This is a genomic window from Pseudidiomarina sediminum DSM 21906 (assembly GCF_000423165.1).
GTDB lineage: Bacteria > Pseudomonadota > Gammaproteobacteria > Enterobacterales > Alteromonadaceae > Pseudidiomarina > Pseudidiomarina sediminum.
Map to the genome: position 1 here is coordinate 1160708 of NZ_KE383983.1, position 17970 is coordinate 1178677.

The window sequence follows — 17970 nt, forward strand, 5'->3', positions numbered from 1 at the left end:
TTGTTTATACGAAACATTTGGGTTGATTAGGCTGGAGCGCTCTCGAGGGCTTGCAGCAAGTCTGCCAAAAGTTCGTCGCGCTGCTCGATCCCGCACGACAAACGCAACAAGTCATCGGGGCAGGGCGTGCCTTCGCCTTCAATACTGGCGCGATGCTCAATCAAACTTTCCACACCACCTAAAGAGGTCGCACGCTTCCATAACTTGGTGTTGGCGGCCACATGAATGGCAACCTTAGCGCCGCCACGAAAACGTACGGACAACATACCACCAAAGCCGCCATGCATTTGCTTCTTCGCCACCGCGTGACCGCTGTCATCTGGCAAGCCCGGATACAGCACTTGTTTTACGGCGCGATGCCGTTGCAAGCGGTCGGCGATATATAGCGCATTGTTGCACGCCTCGCGCACCCGTAGGTGCATGGTGCGCATGCCCCGTAACAGCTGCGCCGCGTCGTGCGGACTTGGTACTGCACCCAGTTGACCACGGAGGGTGCGGATCTGCTGCCAAAAGGCATCGTTCTTGGCGGTAACTAATGCCCCGGAGATCACATCGGAGTGACCGTTGAGGTACTTGGTGGCCGAGTGCATGACAATATCGGCCCCGAGTTTCAGCGGTTGTGTAAGCAGAGGTGTAGCACAGGTCGAGTCCACTGCCACCAAAGCGCCATGCTGTTTGGCAAGCTGGCTGATTTCGGCAATATCACTCACGGTCCAAAGCGGATTGCCCGGCGTTTCCAACCAGACCAAGCGTGTCGGTCCCTGCGCAAGCGCTGCCTTGACCTGATTCACATCACTGGTATCGACAAAGGTGAGTTCAAGACCCCATTGCGCGGCAAACTGTTGCAACCAATTGCGCAGCGCCCAATACATTACCGTGGGAGCAATCACCCGGTCGCCCGGCGCAAGCGCTTGAAACACCGTACAAGCTGCGGCCATGCCCGAAGCGAAGAGGAGAGCATCTTCACCCTGTTCTAGCGCTTTGAGCACCTGCTCAGCAGGTAAGTAGGTTGGATTGTCAGCACGTGAATACACGCGCCCGCTTGGATAGCTATTGTCCGCACCACGCAAATAAGTGGTGGCCACATGAATTGGCGGTACCACCGCATCGGTGGCAGGATCGATGGCGCCATGGGCCTGCGCAAGTAGGGTCGCAGCGGAAAAAGGAAAGCTGTCGTGGCTGTCGCTCATAAGGTCTCTCAGTAAGGTGATCTTAGGCTTAAGATTAGACAATTCCCGCCGCCGACGGAAGCGGTGTGACAGTAATAATTGCGCACACTGTAATACAACATTATTTTTACATTGGTGTGTACAATTGCTAGTATCTTGGCTGTTATTCATCAAACATAAGTTACTCCTGTCATGCTGATTACCGGACAAAAATTTCGTTACCGTCTAATTGCCGAGCCGCTTTTGTATTTCGCGCTCGCGTGCATCTCGATTGGCATGTTTATCTATGCGTACGAGGGCAGTGTTCCGGATCGTAGAGTAAGCACGCTAGGTGCTGTGGGTATATTGTGTGTGATCATCGGTCTAGGGTCGATCGTGAAGCATCTCTTGGCGCCTCAAACAATCGAGTTTGCGTTAGCTGACAACAAGATTTGTTTTAAAGGGAAAAGCTTTCCTTTGGAAAAGCTTAAACGCGTCGACATCTGGACGCCACGTGCCGACAGCCGCTTCTTAACCATGAACCTCGAGTTCCACGACGGCAAGATAGAATCCATCTTCACCGCCCGTTACCTGCTCGATACTACAGTGCGTAACATCGTTGCAATGTTTCCCGCCGATGTCGACATTAACGTACGCCAACCAGTGTTTCTGCGCTGGCTTGACAACCGCAGCGGCCGCGGCCTGTCGCCGCGATGAGTAACCTCTTTTTCGGTCGCATCGCGATGGTTTTGATAAACGATTGCGTTGATATGGCGCTTTTATTTAATGAACACTTATCGCCGTCATAGGAGGTCTTATTGAGTCGCCACTAGTTCACTAGACACTTAGTAGTCTCGTTTTTAAATTGTTTTAGTTTAACGGAACTTTCTACTCATAACTGCTCTGATTTTCCGGGGGGATTACAATGATTCTACCGTCCGTCGAACCCGATTTTCTCAGGATATCTGAAATTATGCATAAAATGCTAAATTAGCAAAGTTGCAATCACATTTCTTTTCAAAAACGAGCTTATCCGCCTGTTTGTTATTCGTTCTTAGCAGACTATAACGCCGCAGTCCACGAAGAGTTAGGGGAGCAAGCGAGTGAATTCTCCGTATAAGCGTTTTGTTATACAAGATTCTTCTCCGCAGTTGTTAGAAAAACCAATGTAGAAGCCGTCATGTGTAGCATATATGCTACAAGATAATCTGGCACAGTCGTTGGGCTTGCTCCTTGGCCGTGACCGCTTAACTTATTTCGCCCAGTTGGAATACTGCTCTCAAGCATGCTACGTAGTGCACCTAACTGTTGTTGCCAGAATGACGGCACAAGGTTATTCTCAAAACAAATCTGAATTAGCGCTCTTGACGTTGCATTTTTTTGATACGACCAGTTTCGTTTATCGCAAATAGCTTTCATTGTGCTTTCAAAGGATTTGAGACAGTCATTGAGAGCTTCTTTATTTTTACCATTGCGATAATGCTCGTAAGCGCTCAAATATTCCTGTTGGGCACCGTGATAGTTTTTTTGATTGAGCAATCGTAGTGCCGGTTTAACTGCTTCAGAGTGAAGGAGCTCTGAATCCATTTTAATTATTTCGCCTTCAACAAACTGAAAACCTATACCATGTTCCTTGAACCTTGCATTTAATTCACTAACTGCTGCATCCACGTTTTCAGAAGCATTCTGCTTTCTTAAATAATCGTAGTCTCGTGTGCAACGATCGATATAACGAAAGCTCAACTCGACTATATCTAGTTGCTTTTCAACATCATCAACTTGTAAAAGGTAATTTGCCAACTCATTCAGATACATTCTCTCCCGATGTTTTTCTGCCGTTGGAAGTTGAAACATCCCATACTCTCTACATAGAGTATCAACTATAAATTCATAAGCAGATCGGACGTTAGGCCCACAACCATATTGGTCATAATAGTTATCATTATTTCCAAGCACATCTGTCCAAATATGAATAATTTGTACTTTCAAAGCGTGTGGCAGGGTATCGTAAACATAAACATCCGGAACGTCACCTCTCAATGCTTTTTGTCTTTTTGAGAATAGCTCAAAGATTGCCATCAATGCTCCTTTTTATTAATTGCATAACACCTGCGTTTGTAGCTGATATGTTGCTCATCGAAAAACAAGCCGAAAACATGGGCTTGTTTTAAATTGAATGCTGTAAAGAATCAAAGTCTGCTCCTCGCTCTTTATTGACGTTCAGGATAGTGGCAGAAGCTAAAGTTAACGCCAACAGCACGCGCGGCTTCGAAATCAAGGTGCAGGCGAAACTTAGTAGGCGTCGCGGTGGCTGTGATTGTTAGATTAATCTAGAAGCTCGGGCCTGATGAACCAGATGGACCTCTAGCCGAAGGTCGAGACGGTCTTAGTCGATAGTTTCGAAGCTGATTAAGCTCACCGAGGTTTTCAAACTTTGTGCCCACCAAGCGACCACGATCGTTCCTGCTATACAGAATCGAACGGAAAGGGACATCCTTCCCGTTAGCGTCGCCCCCTGCGACGGTATTTAGGTGTTCTATGTAGCGCAGGAAGGAAGCATGGTCTACACCAACGTTGCCCCTAGTGAAATTGTTTACAAAAACTTCGTGATCATGATCGCTTGGAATAATTAGGTGAGCGTTTCGATCCCAAAGTCTGCAAACCAAATCTATATATGAATTAAACTCAATTTGAGTAGTTTTTAGGCCTTTGTCCCACCCAATAAAATGGCATTGCCTTGACAACTTAGATACCTTTTCATTTAAGGTAAAGCAAAGGTTTTCCCTAAGAGGTTTCTCCTTTTCGCGTTTATACTCCATTTTCTTTTCTTTAAACTCGATTAGCACGTTGTGTGAATCCGTACTGGCAAAAAAATCAGAAAATATTTTATCTTGGATTCCTGAAAAGTTCCCAATTACGTAACTAATGTCTGCTTCAGAATTACTATGAAAAGAATCTCTTAAGTATCCAGAAAAGAAATCAATAACCTGAGATTCACCCATTTTTCTCATGTTTACCTCTCGAAAATCTTATTTTTATATATATTTCGTGCTTGCTTTGCTACCTGTTGAATAATAGTTGCGTATCTTAAAATTGCCTGAGGCAAACATAGTTTCACCTTGAAAAGCTCTGAATAATAGAGAGCATATTAAGTATGCTCAATTAGGCTTTAATCGGAACGTAATATTCAACCTTTATATGTTATTGACAATAAACGAATTAAATAAACAACACAATAACAAATTGCTCATTAACGCAGAGATAAATACGCGGCTTCAAATTCGCAGGCCAAAACGCTTACGAATAAAGATGAGCAGGGTGAGCGATTAAGTAAGGTAAGACTCTAACGTCCAGTCTTCGCTCATTAGCAAGTATCGGCTTGGTGCCCGAAGTGGACCTACAGTTACGTTGAGTTTACGGGCTTTTCCGATGAAACGACTTATTAAGAGTTATACAAGATCCACCCCGATATGGATGTCACAACAAACCGCATTCATTGGGATAATGGCAGAGAATTTGCGGGTTTGCAGGACAAATGACCGACCTACAAGGTGACGCTAGTGTTCTCTCGTCCTGGTAAGCCAACAGATAATGCCTACATCGAGTCACTGAACGGCAGTTTTCGCGATGAGTGCCTTAACTGTCACTGGTTCGAATCGCTAACCGATGCTAAATTAAAAATCGAAGCTTGGCGCGATGACTATAACAAGAGTCGACCTCACCGGGCTTTAAATAACCTGCCACCCTTGCAGTTCGTGGCATCCATTGAAAATTGAACAGCTCAATTCATTCCTCGAGTGGTTCTAATAATGGGGGCCTGTCATTGCTTCCTAGATACGAGTTTACATATAGGTTTCTAAAAAATTCAGAGTGATGCTTTGAGTAGTCCATCAAGTAGAGACGTTAAGGCGACGATTGCATAAATAGTGAAGGTTCCAGCAACTATGAGACTAAGAATATTTGCGAATTCGCTATCCTCTAGAAAATTTATGAAAAGTGGTTTCAGGAACACACCAAAGCCTTTATGCAACGATATCCAAGTATACACAATACTTATTAAAACAAAGGGTAAAATGAAATGGTTATCAGTCTTCCACCAAGCATATGTAACAGCTGCTGTTAGAGATACCCAGCTTAACCACCTAAACCAAGAATCTATATGTTTTGAGTCAAAAAGATAATTTAGAAATTTCAATTTAAGTTCTCTTTAGTTGATTGGTTTCGGTTTATGATTCAATGAGTTAACTTGCAGTGTTAAGCTAGAGTTAAATATGTATCCAAATAGTAATATTCCTAATAGATAGCAAGTAGTCAACAACAAAAGTTATACGAAGTGCTGAGCGTGTATACTTGACCCACAAAAAAACGCACCCGAAGGTGCGTTTTTACGTTTAAAGCTGAGTAAGTCGGGCGACTTAGTCGTGGTTGTGGTTGCCGTCGGCGTGAACGTGACCGTGGTCAAGTTCGCTTTGGTCAGCGTCACGTACTTCAACAACTTCAACGTCGAAGCTTAATGCTTTACCTGCTAATGGGTGGTTACCGTCAACGGTGACTTCGTCGTCGCTCACTTCAACGATGATCACTGATTGCTCACCGTGGTCGGTGCTTGCGCGGAACTGCATGCCTGGCTCAACTGGGTTGTCGCCGAACAAGTTGCGCGGTACGGTTTGGATGAGGCCGTCATGGCGCTCGCCGTAAGCATCTTCAGGTGCGATGTCAGCATTGAATTTGTCGCCAGTAGCTTTGCCAGCTAACGCATTTTCAAGGCCTTTAATCAACATGCCGCGACCAAAGATGAATTGTAGCGGTTGACCTTCTTGTGATTGATCAAGCAATTGGCCTTCAGCGGTTTTCACGGTGTAGTGAATGCCGACAACTTTATCTTGGCTAATGGTTTGAGTCATGATTCGTCCAATGTATAAGGCAGTGGGTAAATTTCCAAGAGACTCACGTCATCATCTTTGATGCGTAAACGTACGTCATTGTCGAGATCACTCGGCAATACCGCTAACACATCCAGCGTTTGTTCAGCACGGCTCACTGCATTAATTACCGTACCTGCACGACGCCAGTTTTCACCCAATTGTTGTTCAACAGTTGCTCCTGCTGACACTAATTGACCGTGTCCACGTAGGCGATAAAGTGCACGCTTTTGCTTACCCAAATATTTCATTCGGGCAACCGTCTCTTGGCCGATATAACACCCCTTGTTAAAGCTGATGCCGCCGAGGGCTTGTACATTCAGCATTTGGGGCACAAACTCCGCTATTGTACCTGAAAACAGGGCCGGTCGGCCACGCTCGATTTCAAGTGCTTGCCATAAGCTTTCAGCAGAGTTGGTAGGAAAAGCTTCACCTCGGTTGAGGCATAAGTATTGATCAGGATGTGCGCCCAGGCTCAGTATGGTGGCCTGTTCGGTGCGGCTGACAGCTGCCTGTTCGGCTTCCGCCAGAGGTGCGCCCAATAATTCTGCCAAGCGGGCAGGGGCCGCCGAGCCAAATACGCCGAACAATTGGTACTGGTCGGTCACATCGCTAATTTCAATTTTGTTAAAGATGCCGTATTTCTGTAATTGCGCTTTGATTGCTTCAAGTGCAGGTTGCGACGCAACCAGTTGTACGCATTCACCGCTCCCGAACAACCAGAACGTTCCGAGTGTTTTACCTTTTGCGTCGCAGTAGGCACCGTAACGCCATGAATCATCGCGTAATTGTTTTAAGTCACAGGTCAATTGGCCTTGTAAAAAGCTGATGGCGTCAGGGCCACTCACCTGTAAGACACCATGATCGGTGAGGGAAACAGTTACGTATTCTGGTGTAGCTTTGGTAAACTCTGTCGTCAACACGGTAAACCTCGTTGTTTCGCATCTATGTTCGATAGGTGGGGACTGTTTTTCATTATACAAGAGACGTTGTAAGAACTTATGGAAAAATTGCAGCAAAATGCCGATTCATTGCGGAATAAAAACCGCCTTCGTTGGGCTTGTCGTCGCGGCATGCTGGAGCTTGACGTATTATTCGCGCCGTTTGTTGAAGAGGCGTACGATGATTTAGATGAACAGCAACAAGACGTGTTCCGTCGCTTGTTGACTTGCGATGACCCTGATTTATTTGCCTGGTTTATGGGCCATCAGCCTTGTGAAGACGAAGAGCTCCGAGGCATGGTCGAGTTCATCTTAAGCCGCGTTAAAGTTTAAGATGTGGTTGTGCAGTCAGTCGCCTTGGCGTTGGCTGCCGATCGCCGCTTCCGTTTGGGCCATCGAGCCTGAACACTTCACCTTACGTCGTTTAGACCATTATCACGCAACCGTGTTAGGTGCCCCACACTGGATTTTTATCACCCCTTGGTGGGTGGCGATTTATTTTCGACGGGTGGAAGGGAACGGCCAACCACAGCCACCGCGATGGTGGCTGTGTTGTCATGCTTGGACGGATGGTTTGAGCTTTGCGCGTTGTCGGCGCATGGCTTTAGTTTGGCGACAGCAACGTCGGTAACGGGTTTTCGGCCAGCTCTGGGTAGTCGAGCGTGTAATGCAGGCCACGGCTTTCTTTCCGCTGCATGGCCGAGCGCACGATCAGTTCCGCCACTTGTACCAAGTTACGTAACTCCAGCAGGTTGTTGCTGACGCGGAAGTGGCTGTAGTACTCGTTGATCTCTTGCTGTAACAACTCAATGCGACGCAAGGCCCGTTCTAAGCGCTTGGTGGTGCGCACAATACCCACGTAGTCCCACATAAACAGGCGCAGCTCGTGCCAGTTGTGCTGGATGATCACTTCTTCGTCTGAATTCGTGACTTTACTTTCATCCCAGCGTGGCAAGTCAAAGTTGAACTCAGCATCGGCTAAACCCTCGCAAATATCTGCGGCTGCCGCTTGCGCGAATACGAGACACTCCAACAATGAGTTACTGGCCATGCGGTTGGCGCCGTGTAAGCCGGTGTAGGCGACTTCGCCGATCGCATACAAATGGGGAATATCCGTTTGCGCGGCCAGGTTGGTCATTACGCCACCACAGGTGTAATGCGCCGCAGGCACCACAGGCATCGGTTGCTGAGTAATATCAATGCCTAACCCCAAGCACTTCTCATAAATGGTCGGGAAGTGCTCGCGAATAAACTCGGCGGGTTTGTGCGAGATATCCAAATACATGCAATCGGCGCCAAGGCGCTTCATTTCATAGTCAATGGCACGGGCTACTACATCGCGTGGCGCGAGCTCGGCCGCTTCGTGGAAGTCCGGCATAAAGCGGCTACCATCAGGCCGTTTCAAATAGGCGCCTTCACCACGCAGCGCTTCGGTGAGCAAGAAGGATTGCGCGTTAGGGTGGAACAAGCAGGTCGGATGAAACTGATTGAATTCCATGTTGGCAACGCGACATCCTGCACGCCAAGCCATGGCAATGCCGTCACCGCTGGCAACATCGGGGTTTGAAGTGTACTGATACACTTTACTGGCACCACCGGTGGCCAAGGCCACGAATTTCGCTGCGACCGTTTCGACGCGTTCCGCGGCACGGTTCCAAATGTAGGCGCCGTAAACGCGTTGGGGCTGCTGGGTGTGGCGCGAGGTAATAAGGTCAACGGCGTTATAGCGTTCCAATACCTGAATGTTTGGGTGCTGACGCACTTGTTCAACCAAGGTGGTTTGCACGGCTTTGCCGGTCGCATCTGCGGCATGTAAAATGCGGCGATGGCTATGACCACCTTCTTGGTTGAGATGGAATTTGCTCTCACCATTGGCAGCGTCAACGCGATCAAAGCCCACGCCCATTTCAATCAACCACTGTAAACTTTTCTTCGCATTTGAGGTGGTAAAGGCAACAGCTTCAGGGTCGCACAGGCCAGCCCCAGCCACCAAGGTATCTTGAATGTGGCTTTCAATGCTATCATTCTCATCAAAGACAGCGGCAATGCCGCCTTGAGCATAATAGGTTGAGCCTTCCGTCAAGGGGCCTTTTGAGAGCACCATGACCTTGGCTGCGTCGGCAAGATGTAAAGCGAGTGTTAAACCAGCAGCACCGCTGCCGATAATGAGCACATCGCATTGATAATCAATGACGTGTTCCATAAAGTAAAGACTACTCGTAGAGCGCAACGCGCTGTTTTGCCAATGGAATAGCGCGATTTTACTCTTTTAGAAATTTTTTGCGAACTTTTTGCGAAAGGCTTGGTCAGACTTTGCAGTGTGAAAAACTGGAATGGTTGGGCCTGGTTCGCAGTACAAGGTTTGGGTTGAGGAGAACAGGCTCAGATGAGCGAACAAGAAACTGATAAAGCGCTCGTGTTGCGTGTGCAACAGGGCGACCAGCAAGCCTTTAACTTGTTGGTGCAAAAATATCAGCACAAAGTAATGAGCCTGATTTCACGTTACGTTAAACAGGCGGCCGATGTGCCTGATGTTGCGCAAGAAGCGTTTGTAAAAGCCTATCGAGCGATAGGAAGTTTTCGTGGCGATAGTGCCTTCTATACATGGCTTTATCGCATTGCAGTGAACACTGCGAAGAATTATTTGGTTGCGCAAGGACGCAAACCACCTGCGACCGATGTCGATGCTGGTGAAGCCGATTACTTAGAGGGAGCAGGGGCGTTACGCGACGGAGCGTCACCGGAGAGCTTGCTACTCACCGATGAGATTCGCGATGTAGTGATGAACACAATAGAGGCGTTGCCAGATGATTTACGCCGTGCCATCACCTTACGAGAAATTGAAGGGCTGGGTTATGAAGAGATTGCCATTGAAATGGACTGTCCAATTGGTACAGTACGTTCACGCATTTTCCGAGCCCGAGAAGCGATTGATGCGCAACTAAGACCACTCTTAGAGCGCTAATTAACTGAGGAAACTTTATGACAGACCGTAGCTATGAACAAGTATCAGCATTGCTCGATGACGCCGTGCATGATGCGCGTGAGCAAGCGCAGCATATTGATACTTTGTTAAGCGACACCGATGCGCAGCAAGCGTGGGGACGGTACGCATTGATGGGCCGCATCATGAAAAATGAAGCGAGCGCACAACAACCTCTAGATATTAGCGCGGCGGTAGCGGCACAAGTTGCGCAAGAAAGTGCGCCAACGCAAGTCGTGCAGGGGCGCTTTGGGAAGCAGCGTTTACAACGTTGGTTGCGCCCAGCTGGTAGTGTTGCGATTGCTGCCAGTGTCGCCTTGGTCGCGGTATTGACGGTGCAACAAACGCAGCCTATTGATCCAGAGCAAAGCGTTGAACCGGCCTTTGCGACCACGCCAATTGGCGGACGCAGCCCAGTTAGCTACAATACGGTTTTACAAAGCAGCGAGCCTACCCAAGCAGAGCTTGCGCAACAACGTCGGTTATTGCAGTTCTATTTACTTGACCATAACCAGCAACTTCAGCTTTCTTTGCAGGCACAGCAGTTAGATGAGCAAATTCAAAGCGAATCAGAAACACTTTCAGACGAAACGCCACAACGCGTCTCGAATGGTAACTAAGTTTGTCAGTGGCAGCCTGCTCAGCGGGCTGCTAGTGATGACAGCCTTTTCTCCCGTCTACGCACAATCTCAAGCTTCCAATAGCGCAACCGCTCCGGCATCTACACTTGCTGAGCAGGGCTTCAATGAGATGGCACGCGCATTGCGTGAACTGAATTTTGAAGCCACGTTAGTGCGCAGTTCAGGTACGCGTCTTGAACCTATGACTTGGTTGCACGGTACCTATAGCGATGGCCTCGAAGCCGAGTTGATTGTTATGCTCAATGGCCCAGACACCCGCATTGTGCGTTTAGGCGAAGATACCTCGTACTATTTTCAGCCAACCGATGACTCCTACACCTTACGTAGTGATGTCACTTATGGCTTGTTGCCCGCAGCCTTCTACCAAAACTTCGCTGCCTTGCAACCGCATTATCAAGTGCGTGCGGCCGGGCGGGGCGTACGGGTGACCGGCCGCGAAACCCATTACTTGCGTATTCTTAGTAGCGACAACGACCGTTATCACTATGGGCTGTGGATCGATAGTGAATCGGGCATGCTGTTAAAAATGCAGATGATGACGCCGCAAGGTGAAGTGTTAGAGCAGTTGCAACTGACCACCTTCCAAGAGCGCGAGAGCATGCCGATCAGTTTAAGCGACTTGCGTGGTATTCCGCGTCCACCGCGTTTACATGAGTTACGCCAACGTCAGCCGCTGCAATTTAGCATTCAGCCACAGTGGCTACCGAGCGGCTTCAAATTGCTACGGCAAACCCATCGGAATTTAGCCGCAACGCGGTTGCCGACCGATTATTTCTTATTTAGCGATGGCTTGACGGAAGTCTCGGTGTACGTTACCGAGCGCGAAGCACAATCCTTGCCTGAGCTTGGTTTGCAAGGGCCGGAGTCGATTTACAATACCTCATTGCAAAACCATGCCATTACCGTAGTGGGCAAACTGCCGGTGGCGACCCTTCAACGGATCGCGGAAAATATGGCGGCGGCAGCGCCGGAGCAGTAACCCTATGATTCGTGAATTGGCAACCATTCAAACCATTGCAGACGATTACCTCGAGGTGAGCACCGAGCTGAAAACCGGCTGCGGCAGTTGTGCACAACAGAACACCTGTGGTGCAGGGGTGATTTCAAAAGCCTTTTCTGATCGTCGCGCGACCTTTCGTGTGAACCGTCCTGCGGGCGAGTTCAGCGTTGGCGAGCAGGTCGAATTGCTACTCCCTGAACAAATGCTTACACAAGCCTCGTTACTGATCTATGGCGTGCCATTGATCGCCTTGTTCGTCATGGCGGTACTGAGTCAAAGCCTGTTGGGTTTCAGTGAAGGCGTGACCATTATTGCGGCGTTTACGGCGTTTATTGGTTCATTTTGGGCCTTGAAACAGTGGTTCAAGCGTCGCGATATCCAAGTGAGTCAGTTCTTGAAAGTGCAACAATTACTCTGAAATCGCCCGAAAGTCCTTTGTTCTGAGCCGTATTATCAGTATGATCAGCGGTTATTCACGTTATTCATTTAGCAGTTGCGGGGGCATGAATGCCAGAGAAGGCGTTTAAGCAAGCGAATATTCGAAACTTTTCGATTATTGCACACATTGATCACGGTAAATCGACCTTGTCGGACCGATTGATCCAGCATTGCGGCGGCTTGACCGACCGCGAAATGGCGGCGCAGGTACTAGATTCAATGGATCTAGAGCGTGAGCGTGGCATTACCATCAAAGCGCAGAGTGTCACCTTGCACTACACCGCTGAAGATGGTGAAACCTATCAGTTAAACTTCATCGACACGCCGGGACACGTTGACTTCTCTTATGAAGTCTCGCGCAGTTTGGCCGGTTGTGAAGGGGCACTCTTAGTGGTTGACGCAGCGCAAGGTGTAGAAGCTCAGACCTTGGCGAACTGCTATACGGCGATTGAGATGGACCTCGAAGTCGTCCCAGTACTGAACAAAATTGACTTGCCACAGGCTGATCCTATGCGTGTGGCGGAAGAGATTGAAGATATCGTCGGTATCGAAGCCGTTGATGCGGTGCAGTGTTCTGCCAAAACCGGAATTGGTATTCACGACGTGCTTGAGCGCATCGTCAAGCAGATCCCACCACCGCAGGGCGATCCAGACGCGCCGGTGCAAGCCTTGATCATCGACTCTTGGTTCGATAATTATCAAGGTGTTGTGTCGTTGGTACGGGTGAAAAACGGTACCTTACGCTCGGGCGACAAAATGAAAGTGATGTCGACGGGACAAGTCCACCAAATCGATAAAGTCGGCTTTTTCTCTCCGAAGCAAACCGAAACCGGTATTTTGCGTTGCGGCGAAGTAGGCTACGTGATTGCCGGCATTAAAGACATTCTCGGGGCGCCAGTGGGGGATACCTTAACCCTTCACAAAGCTGAAGCGGATGCGCCGTTACCTGGTTTCCAACGCGTCAAACCACAGGTTTATGCGGGTATGTTCCCGATTTCCTCGGACGACTATGAAGCCTTCCGTGATGCCTTGGGTAAATTGTCGTTGAACGATGCCTCATTGTTCTACGAGCCAGAGAACTCAACCGCGTTGGGCTTTGGTTTCCGTTGTGGTTTTTTGGGCATGTTGCACATGGAAATCATTCAAGAACGTCTTGAGCGTGAGTATGATATCGACCTTATCACCACTGCGCCGACCGTAGTGTATAAAGTTGAAACCACCGATGGCCGCACGCTAAATGTCGACAACCCGTCGAACTTACCGCCGGTAAATGACATCGAAACCATTTATGAGCCGATTGTTGAAGCAAATATTTTGGTACCGCAAGACTACCTCGGTAACGTCATCACCTTGTGTGTTGATAAACGTGGCTTGCAAACCAAAATGGCGTACCACGGTAAACAAGTAGCGGTGACCTACGAACTGCCGATGGCTGAAGTGGTGATGGATTTCTTTGACCGCTTGAAATCAACGTCGCGTGGTTATGCGTCATTGGACTATCAGTTCAAACGCTTCCAAGAAGCTGACATGGTGCGTGTTGACGTACTTATTAACGGTGAGCGTGTCGATGCTTTGGCAATGATTACGCACCGTGATAACGCGCAAGGGCGTGGCCGTGAGTTGGTCGATAAGATGCGTGAATTGATTCCACGTCAAATGTTCGACATCGCTATTCAGGCCACTATTGGCAACCATGTTATTGCCCGTTCTACCGTGAAGCAGTTGCGTAAAAACGTAACCGCAAAATGTTACGGCGGTGACGTGAGCCGGAAGAAGAAACTGTTGCAGAAGCAGAAAGAAGGTAAGAAGCGGATGAAGCAGTTAGGGAACGTTGAGGTACCGCAAGAAGCCTTCTTGGCGGTGCTGAAGGTAGGGAAATAAGACGACAAGGTAGAACATGGCAAACTTTTACGCAATGTTACTGACGATTGTAACAATCGTCTTCGGTTTGATTTGGTTGTTCGACGCGCAAGTGCTTAAGCCGAAGCGTCAACAGCGTATCGCTGACGAAGAAAAACGCCTGCAACAGGAATTGACAGAGGAAGACGGCCAGCGTATTGCACCGCAAAGCGGCATTGCTGAATTTGCGCAGTCGGTGTTTCCGATCTTGTTCGTTATTTTGTTGCTACGTTCGTTTGTTTACGAGCCTTTTCGTATTCCGTCAGCGTCAATGATGCCGACCTTGTTGGAAGGTGACTTTATCTTGGTTGAGAAATTCAGCTATAGCTTGCGCGATCCCATTTGGCGCAGCGAGTTGCTCGAAATTGACCGACCTGAACGTGGTGAAGTTGCGGTATTTAAATTCCCACCTGATCCGCAATACGACTACATCAAACGTGTGGTTGGCTTGCCTGGTGATCGGATTATTTATCGGAATAAAACCTTATACATCCAACCGGCGTGTGATGCTGCGGGGAATGATTGCCCAGCACCTCGTGTGATTGAACGTACCTTAGTGCGTTCTGACGCGATTTACTTTAATAAATCAACGCCGCTTGAACAGTACGACGAATACCTTGGCGAAACGAAACACAGCACCTTGGTTGATCCAACCCTTGGTGGTAGCGACCGTTTCTACTTTAAACAGCAAGGAACGGCTCGCGACGAATGGATCGTGCCAGAAGGGCAGTATTTCGTCATGGGAGATAACCGCGATAATTCTGAAGACAGCCGTTTTTGGGGCTTTGTACCGGAGGAAAACCTGGTCGGTCGCGCGGTCTTTATTTGGATGAGTTTTGAAATGGATCGTAGCGCATCGAGCTGGTTGCCGCAGTGGGTACCAACAGGTATCCGTTGGGAACGTCTCGGAGGAGTGGAATAGTTGTGAGCTTACCCAAGCCACCTGTACGAGAATTAGAGAAAGCCTTTGGCTATACTTTTACCAACCGTGATCGCCTCCAACAGGCGCTCACCCATCGTAGTGCTGGTGCCCAACATAACGAGCGTCTTGAATTTTTAGGCGATTCGGTACTTGGCATTATTGTTAGTGAAGCGCTGTTTGAGAAATTCCCAAAGATTGATGAAGGGGATTTAAGCCGCATGCGGGCCACACTAGTATGCGGTCGCAATTTGGCAAAAATTGCGCAACGTTTTAACCTTGGCAAGCACTTGTTGCTGGGGCCTGGCGAATTGAAAAGTGGTGGGCATCGTCGTGAGTCGATTCTTGCCGATGCGGTCGAAGCCTTGTTAGGTGCGATGTATCTGGAAAGTGACTTAGCCAACTGCCGTGACGTTGTGTTGCGTTGGTTTGATGAGCAACTGAAAACTATTCAGCCGGGTGCTGGGCACAAAGACCCTAAAACCCGCTTACAAGAGTATTTACAGGCACGACAACTGCAGTTGCCGGTGTACGATGTGGTGACCATTCAAGGTCAAGCACACAATCAACGTTTTACCGTGAGTTGCAGTACTGAATTATTAGCAGAGCCAGTCTTAGGCTCGGGGACCAGCCGCCGCAAAGCTGAACAGCAAGCCGCGCAGCTGACCCTTGAACACGTAAATGGTCAGGAGTTATAGGCCGATGGAAAGCCCAGCTGAAATGAATTCTGCCTCGGCGTTTGTGGCGATCGTTGGACGCCCAAACGTTGGAAAATCGACGTTATTGAACCGTATTTTAGGCCAGAAAATTAGTATTACCTCAAGTAAGCCACAAACCACGCGCCATCGTATTCTCGGTATTGAAACTGAGGGCGACACGCAGATTGTTTATGTGGACACGCCGGGTTTGCACCAAGATGAAAAGAAGGCCATTAATCGCCTGATGAACCGTGCGGCTTCGAGCTCGCTGAGCGGCGTTGAAGTGGTGCTGTTTGTGGTCGAAGCCGACCGTTGGACCGCCGATGACGAATTGGTGTTGTCGAAGCTACAAAAGAGCGCACGTCCGGTCATTCTTGTGGTCAATAAAGTTGACCAGATTAAAGACAAAAACGAATTGCTGCCAATCATTCAAAAGCTTGCAGAGCGTCATGATTTTGCTGAAATTATTCCGTTGTCGGCAAAAACAGGCGCGCAAGTCGATGGTTTACGGGCATTGGTACATAGCTATGCGAAGCCGGGCACGCACCATTTCCCGGAAGATTATGTGACCGACCGCTCAATGCGGTTTATGACCGCGGAAATTGTGCGGGAAAAATTGATGCGCTTTACTGGCGACGAGTTGCCGTACAGCACCACTGTTGAAATTGAACGTTACCAAACCGCACCTTCAGGTACCACCCATATCAACGCGTTGATTTTGGTCGAGCGTGAAGGGCAAAAGCGGATGGTGATTGGTGCCGGTGGACAAAAGCTGAAAACCATCGGTAGTGAAGCGCGTCGTGACATTGAAAAATGGATCGGCGGTAAAGTGCATTTGCAACTTTGGGTGAAAGTGAAAAGCGGTTGGGCGGACGATGAACGTGCGCTGCGTAGCTTAGGTTACAACGAGGACTGATCACCGTGGAACCGGCTTTTGTTTTGCATCGTTGGCCGTTTCAAGATTCCAGTTTGCTTGTTGAACTTTTCACCCAACAGCAGGGGCGTTACCGGGTTGTCGCCAAAGGCGCCCGACGCCCCAAAAGCCCTTGGCGGGCGATTTTACAACCTTTTACGGCGCTACTCGTAACGAGTCAGGGGCGTCATGAATTACAAACCCTGCGCCATGCTGAGCTTGCCCAAGCGAGCTATCCCTTAACGGGGACAGGGCTCTACAGCGGCTTTTATGTCAATGAGTTGGTGCAGCGGTTAACCTCGCAATACCAACCTGTCGATGGTTTATTTGACGATTACCAAGCAACGCTTGAACGGCTTGGCCACGGCGAGGCCATTGAACCTGTGCTGCGTGAATTTGAGTGGCGCTTGTTGTGCCACCTTGGCCATGGGTTCGATTGGTGCAGCGACAGCAACGACGACGCTATTGCCGCCGATGGGCACTATCAGTTTGTCGCTGAACACGGCTTTTGGCGGGTTGCTGAAGCGCAGCGCAACAGCTACTCTGGCGCAACCCTGCAACGTTTAGCCGCGTTTGATTTATCCGAACCCAGCTTATTACAAGCGATGAAGCACATCATGCGCCATGCGCTGATGCCGTATCTCGGCGATCAGCCTTTGCGTAGTCGAGAACTGTTTTCGCAACTGAAAAGGAATCACTAATGCATCATGCTCCTTTAGGTCAACCTATTCTTCTTGGGGTCAACATTGACCATGTCGCAACCTTGCGTAATGCTCGCGGTGTGGCGTATCCCGATCCAGTTGCTGCCGCAGCGATTGCCGAACAGGCCGGCGCTGATGGTATTACCATTCACTTGCGTGAAGACCGTCGTCACATTACTGACCGTGACGTTGCCTTGTTGGCCGAAACCATTCAAACCCGGATGAACCTCGAGATGGCGGTGACCGACGAAATGTTGGCGATCGCGTGTCGAACCCGTCCGACCTATTGCTGCTTGGTACCTGAAAAGCGTGAAGAACTCACCACTGAAGGTGGCCTTGATGTTGCGGGGCAACAAGAAAAAATTACCGACGCAGTGGCGCGTCTTGCCGATGCGGGTATTCAAACCTCGCTATTTATTGATGCCGACAAGCGGCAAATTGATGCGGCGATTGCGACCGGCGCGGGCTTAATTGAATTGCATACGGGTCATTATGCGGAACAAACCGATGCTGCAGAACAGCAACGTAGCTTGTTGTTATTGCATGATGCGGCCAAGTACGCCCAAGCAGCGGGCATTCAAGTGAACGCCGGACATGGCTTGCATTATCACAACACCGCATCGGTTGCGGCCTTGCCGGAACTGGTTGAGTTGAACATTGGTCATGCCATTATTGCGCGAGCGGTGTTGGTTGGGCTTGAGCAAGCGGTTCGCGATATGAAAGCCATCATGGTGACGGCGCGCGCGAACGCCTTACAGCACGGCTAA

Annotated in this window: 19 protein-coding genes and 1 pseudogene; 14 read left to right on the plus strand and 6 right to left on the minus strand. The window is 49.0% G+C overall.

Translation table 11 applies throughout. The features are described from left to right. Positions 1–26: 26 nt before the first annotated feature. Entirely contained in the window at positions 27–1190 is a 1164-nt protein-coding gene (locus G535_RS0110880; protein WP_026862085.1) for a trans-sulfuration enzyme family protein, read from the minus strand. A 171-nt stretch (positions 1191–1361) separates the two neighbouring features. Between G535_RS0110880 and G535_RS0110885 the strand changes: the two genes are divergently transcribed. After that, the gene (locus tag G535_RS0110885; protein WP_026862086.1) at positions 1362–1865 is read left to right on the plus strand and encodes a hypothetical protein; all 504 of its coding nucleotides are present in this window, start codon (positions 1362–1364) and stop codon (positions 1863–1865) included. A 411-nt stretch (positions 1866–2276) separates the two neighbouring features. On the opposite strand, the gene G535_RS0110890 is transcribed toward G535_RS0110885, so the two are convergent. Next, the gene (locus G535_RS0110890; protein ID WP_026862087.1) at positions 2277–3227 is read right to left on the minus strand and encodes an STM4504/CBY_0614 family protein; all 951 of its coding nucleotides are present in this window, start codon (positions 3225–3227) and stop codon (positions 2277–2279) included. Positions 3228–3478: 251 nt separating this feature from the next. Continuing rightward, positions 3479–4150, minus strand: coding sequence for a hypothetical protein (locus G535_RS0110900; protein WP_126775135.1), 672 nt, complete (start codon positions 4148–4150; stop codon positions 3479–3481). Positions 4151–4699: 549 nt separating this feature from the next. On the opposite strand from G535_RS0110900, the pseudogene G535_RS13515 reads away from it, so the two are divergent. Next, a pseudogene (locus tag G535_RS13515) lies at positions 4700–4924 on the plus strand (integrase core domain-containing protein); the annotation flags it as partial. 639 nt (positions 4925–5563) lie between these two features. Here the strand turns inward: G535_RS13515 and G535_RS0110915 are convergent. Next, the gene (locus tag G535_RS0110915) at positions 5564–6052 is read right to left on the minus strand and encodes an FKBP-type peptidyl-prolyl cis-trans isomerase (RefSeq protein WP_026862090.1); all 489 of its coding nucleotides are present in this window, start codon (positions 6050–6052) and stop codon (positions 5564–5566) included. Beyond that, positions 6049–6993, minus strand: coding sequence for a tRNA-modifying protein YgfZ (ygfZ, locus tag G535_RS0110920; RefSeq protein ID WP_026862091.1), 945 nt, complete (start codon positions 6991–6993; stop codon positions 6049–6051). Before ygfZ ends, G535_RS0110915 begins: the two co-directional genes overlap by 4 nt. Before the next feature lie 78 nt (positions 6994–7071). Between ygfZ and G535_RS0110925 the strand changes: the two genes are divergently transcribed. Further along, a complete protein-coding gene (locus tag G535_RS0110925) occupies positions 7072–7344 on the plus strand; it encodes an FAD assembly factor SdhE (RefSeq protein ID WP_026862092.1) in 273 nt (90 codons plus the stop codon). Between the two features lies 1 nt (position 7345). After that, on the plus strand, positions 7346–7642 hold the full coding sequence (locus tag G535_RS0110930) for a hypothetical protein (RefSeq protein WP_026862093.1): 297 nt from the start codon (positions 7346–7348) through the stop codon (positions 7640–7642). On the opposite strand, the gene nadB is transcribed toward G535_RS0110930, so the two are convergent. Then, complete coding sequence (gene nadB / locus G535_RS0110935) at positions 7616–9214, minus strand: L-aspartate oxidase (protein ID WP_026862094.1); 1599 nt, start codon at positions 9212–9214, stop codon at positions 7616–7618. The genes G535_RS0110930 and nadB overlap by 27 nt on opposite strands. A 183-nt stretch (positions 9215–9397) precedes the next feature. On the opposite strand from nadB, the gene rpoE reads away from it, so the two are divergent. The 10 genes from rpoE to pdxJ all read left to right on the plus strand — a co-directional run bounded on the left by rpoE (position 9398) and on the right by pdxJ (position 17970). After that, positions 9398–9976 (plus strand): RNA polymerase sigma factor RpoE, encoded by a 579-nt coding sequence (rpoE, locus tag G535_RS0110940; protein WP_026862095.1) that lies wholly within the window; start codon positions 9398–9400, stop codon positions 9974–9976. Between the two features lie 17 nt (positions 9977–9993). Further along, positions 9994–10614, plus strand: coding sequence for a sigma-E factor negative regulatory protein (locus G535_RS13520; RefSeq protein ID WP_051207160.1), 621 nt, complete (start codon positions 9994–9996; stop codon positions 10612–10614). Next, a complete protein-coding gene (locus tag G535_RS0110950; RefSeq protein WP_026862096.1) occupies positions 10604–11614 on the plus strand; it encodes a MucB/RseB C-terminal domain-containing protein in 1011 nt (336 codons plus the stop codon). The genes G535_RS13520 and G535_RS0110950 overlap by 11 nt, the downstream gene beginning before the upstream one ends. Before the next feature lie 4 nt (positions 11615–11618). Further along, a complete protein-coding gene (locus G535_RS0110955; RefSeq protein WP_051207162.1) occupies positions 11619–12053 on the plus strand; it encodes a SoxR reducing system RseC family protein in 435 nt (144 codons plus the stop codon). An 89-nt stretch (positions 12054–12142) separates the two neighbouring features. Beyond that, positions 12143–13954, plus strand: coding sequence for a translation elongation factor 4 (gene lepA / locus G535_RS0110960; RefSeq protein ID WP_026862098.1), 1812 nt, complete (start codon positions 12143–12145; stop codon positions 13952–13954). A 16-nt stretch (positions 13955–13970) separates the two neighbouring features. Beyond that, positions 13971–14894 carry a signal peptidase I gene (gene lepB, locus G535_RS0110965; protein WP_026862099.1) on the plus strand — a complete coding sequence of 308 codons (924 nt, stop codon included), beginning with the start codon at positions 13971–13973 and terminating at the stop codon, positions 14892–14894. A 2-nt stretch (positions 14895–14896) separates the two neighbouring features. Beyond that, entirely contained in the window at positions 14897–15589 is a 693-nt protein-coding gene (gene rnc, locus G535_RS0110970; protein WP_026862100.1) for a ribonuclease III, read from the plus strand. 4 nt (positions 15590–15593) lie between these two features. Continuing rightward, positions 15594–16505, plus strand: a complete 912-nt coding sequence (gene era / locus G535_RS0110975) for a GTPase Era (protein WP_051207164.1) — start codon at positions 15594–15596, stop codon at positions 16503–16505. Between the two features lie 5 nt (positions 16506–16510). Then, positions 16511–17203, plus strand: coding sequence for a DNA repair protein RecO (gene recO / locus G535_RS0110980; RefSeq protein ID WP_051207166.1), 693 nt, complete (start codon positions 16511–16513; stop codon positions 17201–17203). Continuing rightward, positions 17203–17970 (plus strand): pyridoxine 5'-phosphate synthase, encoded by a 768-nt coding sequence (gene pdxJ / locus G535_RS0110985; RefSeq protein ID WP_026862103.1) that lies wholly within the window; start codon positions 17203–17205, stop codon positions 17968–17970. The genes recO and pdxJ overlap by 1 nt, the downstream gene beginning before the upstream one ends.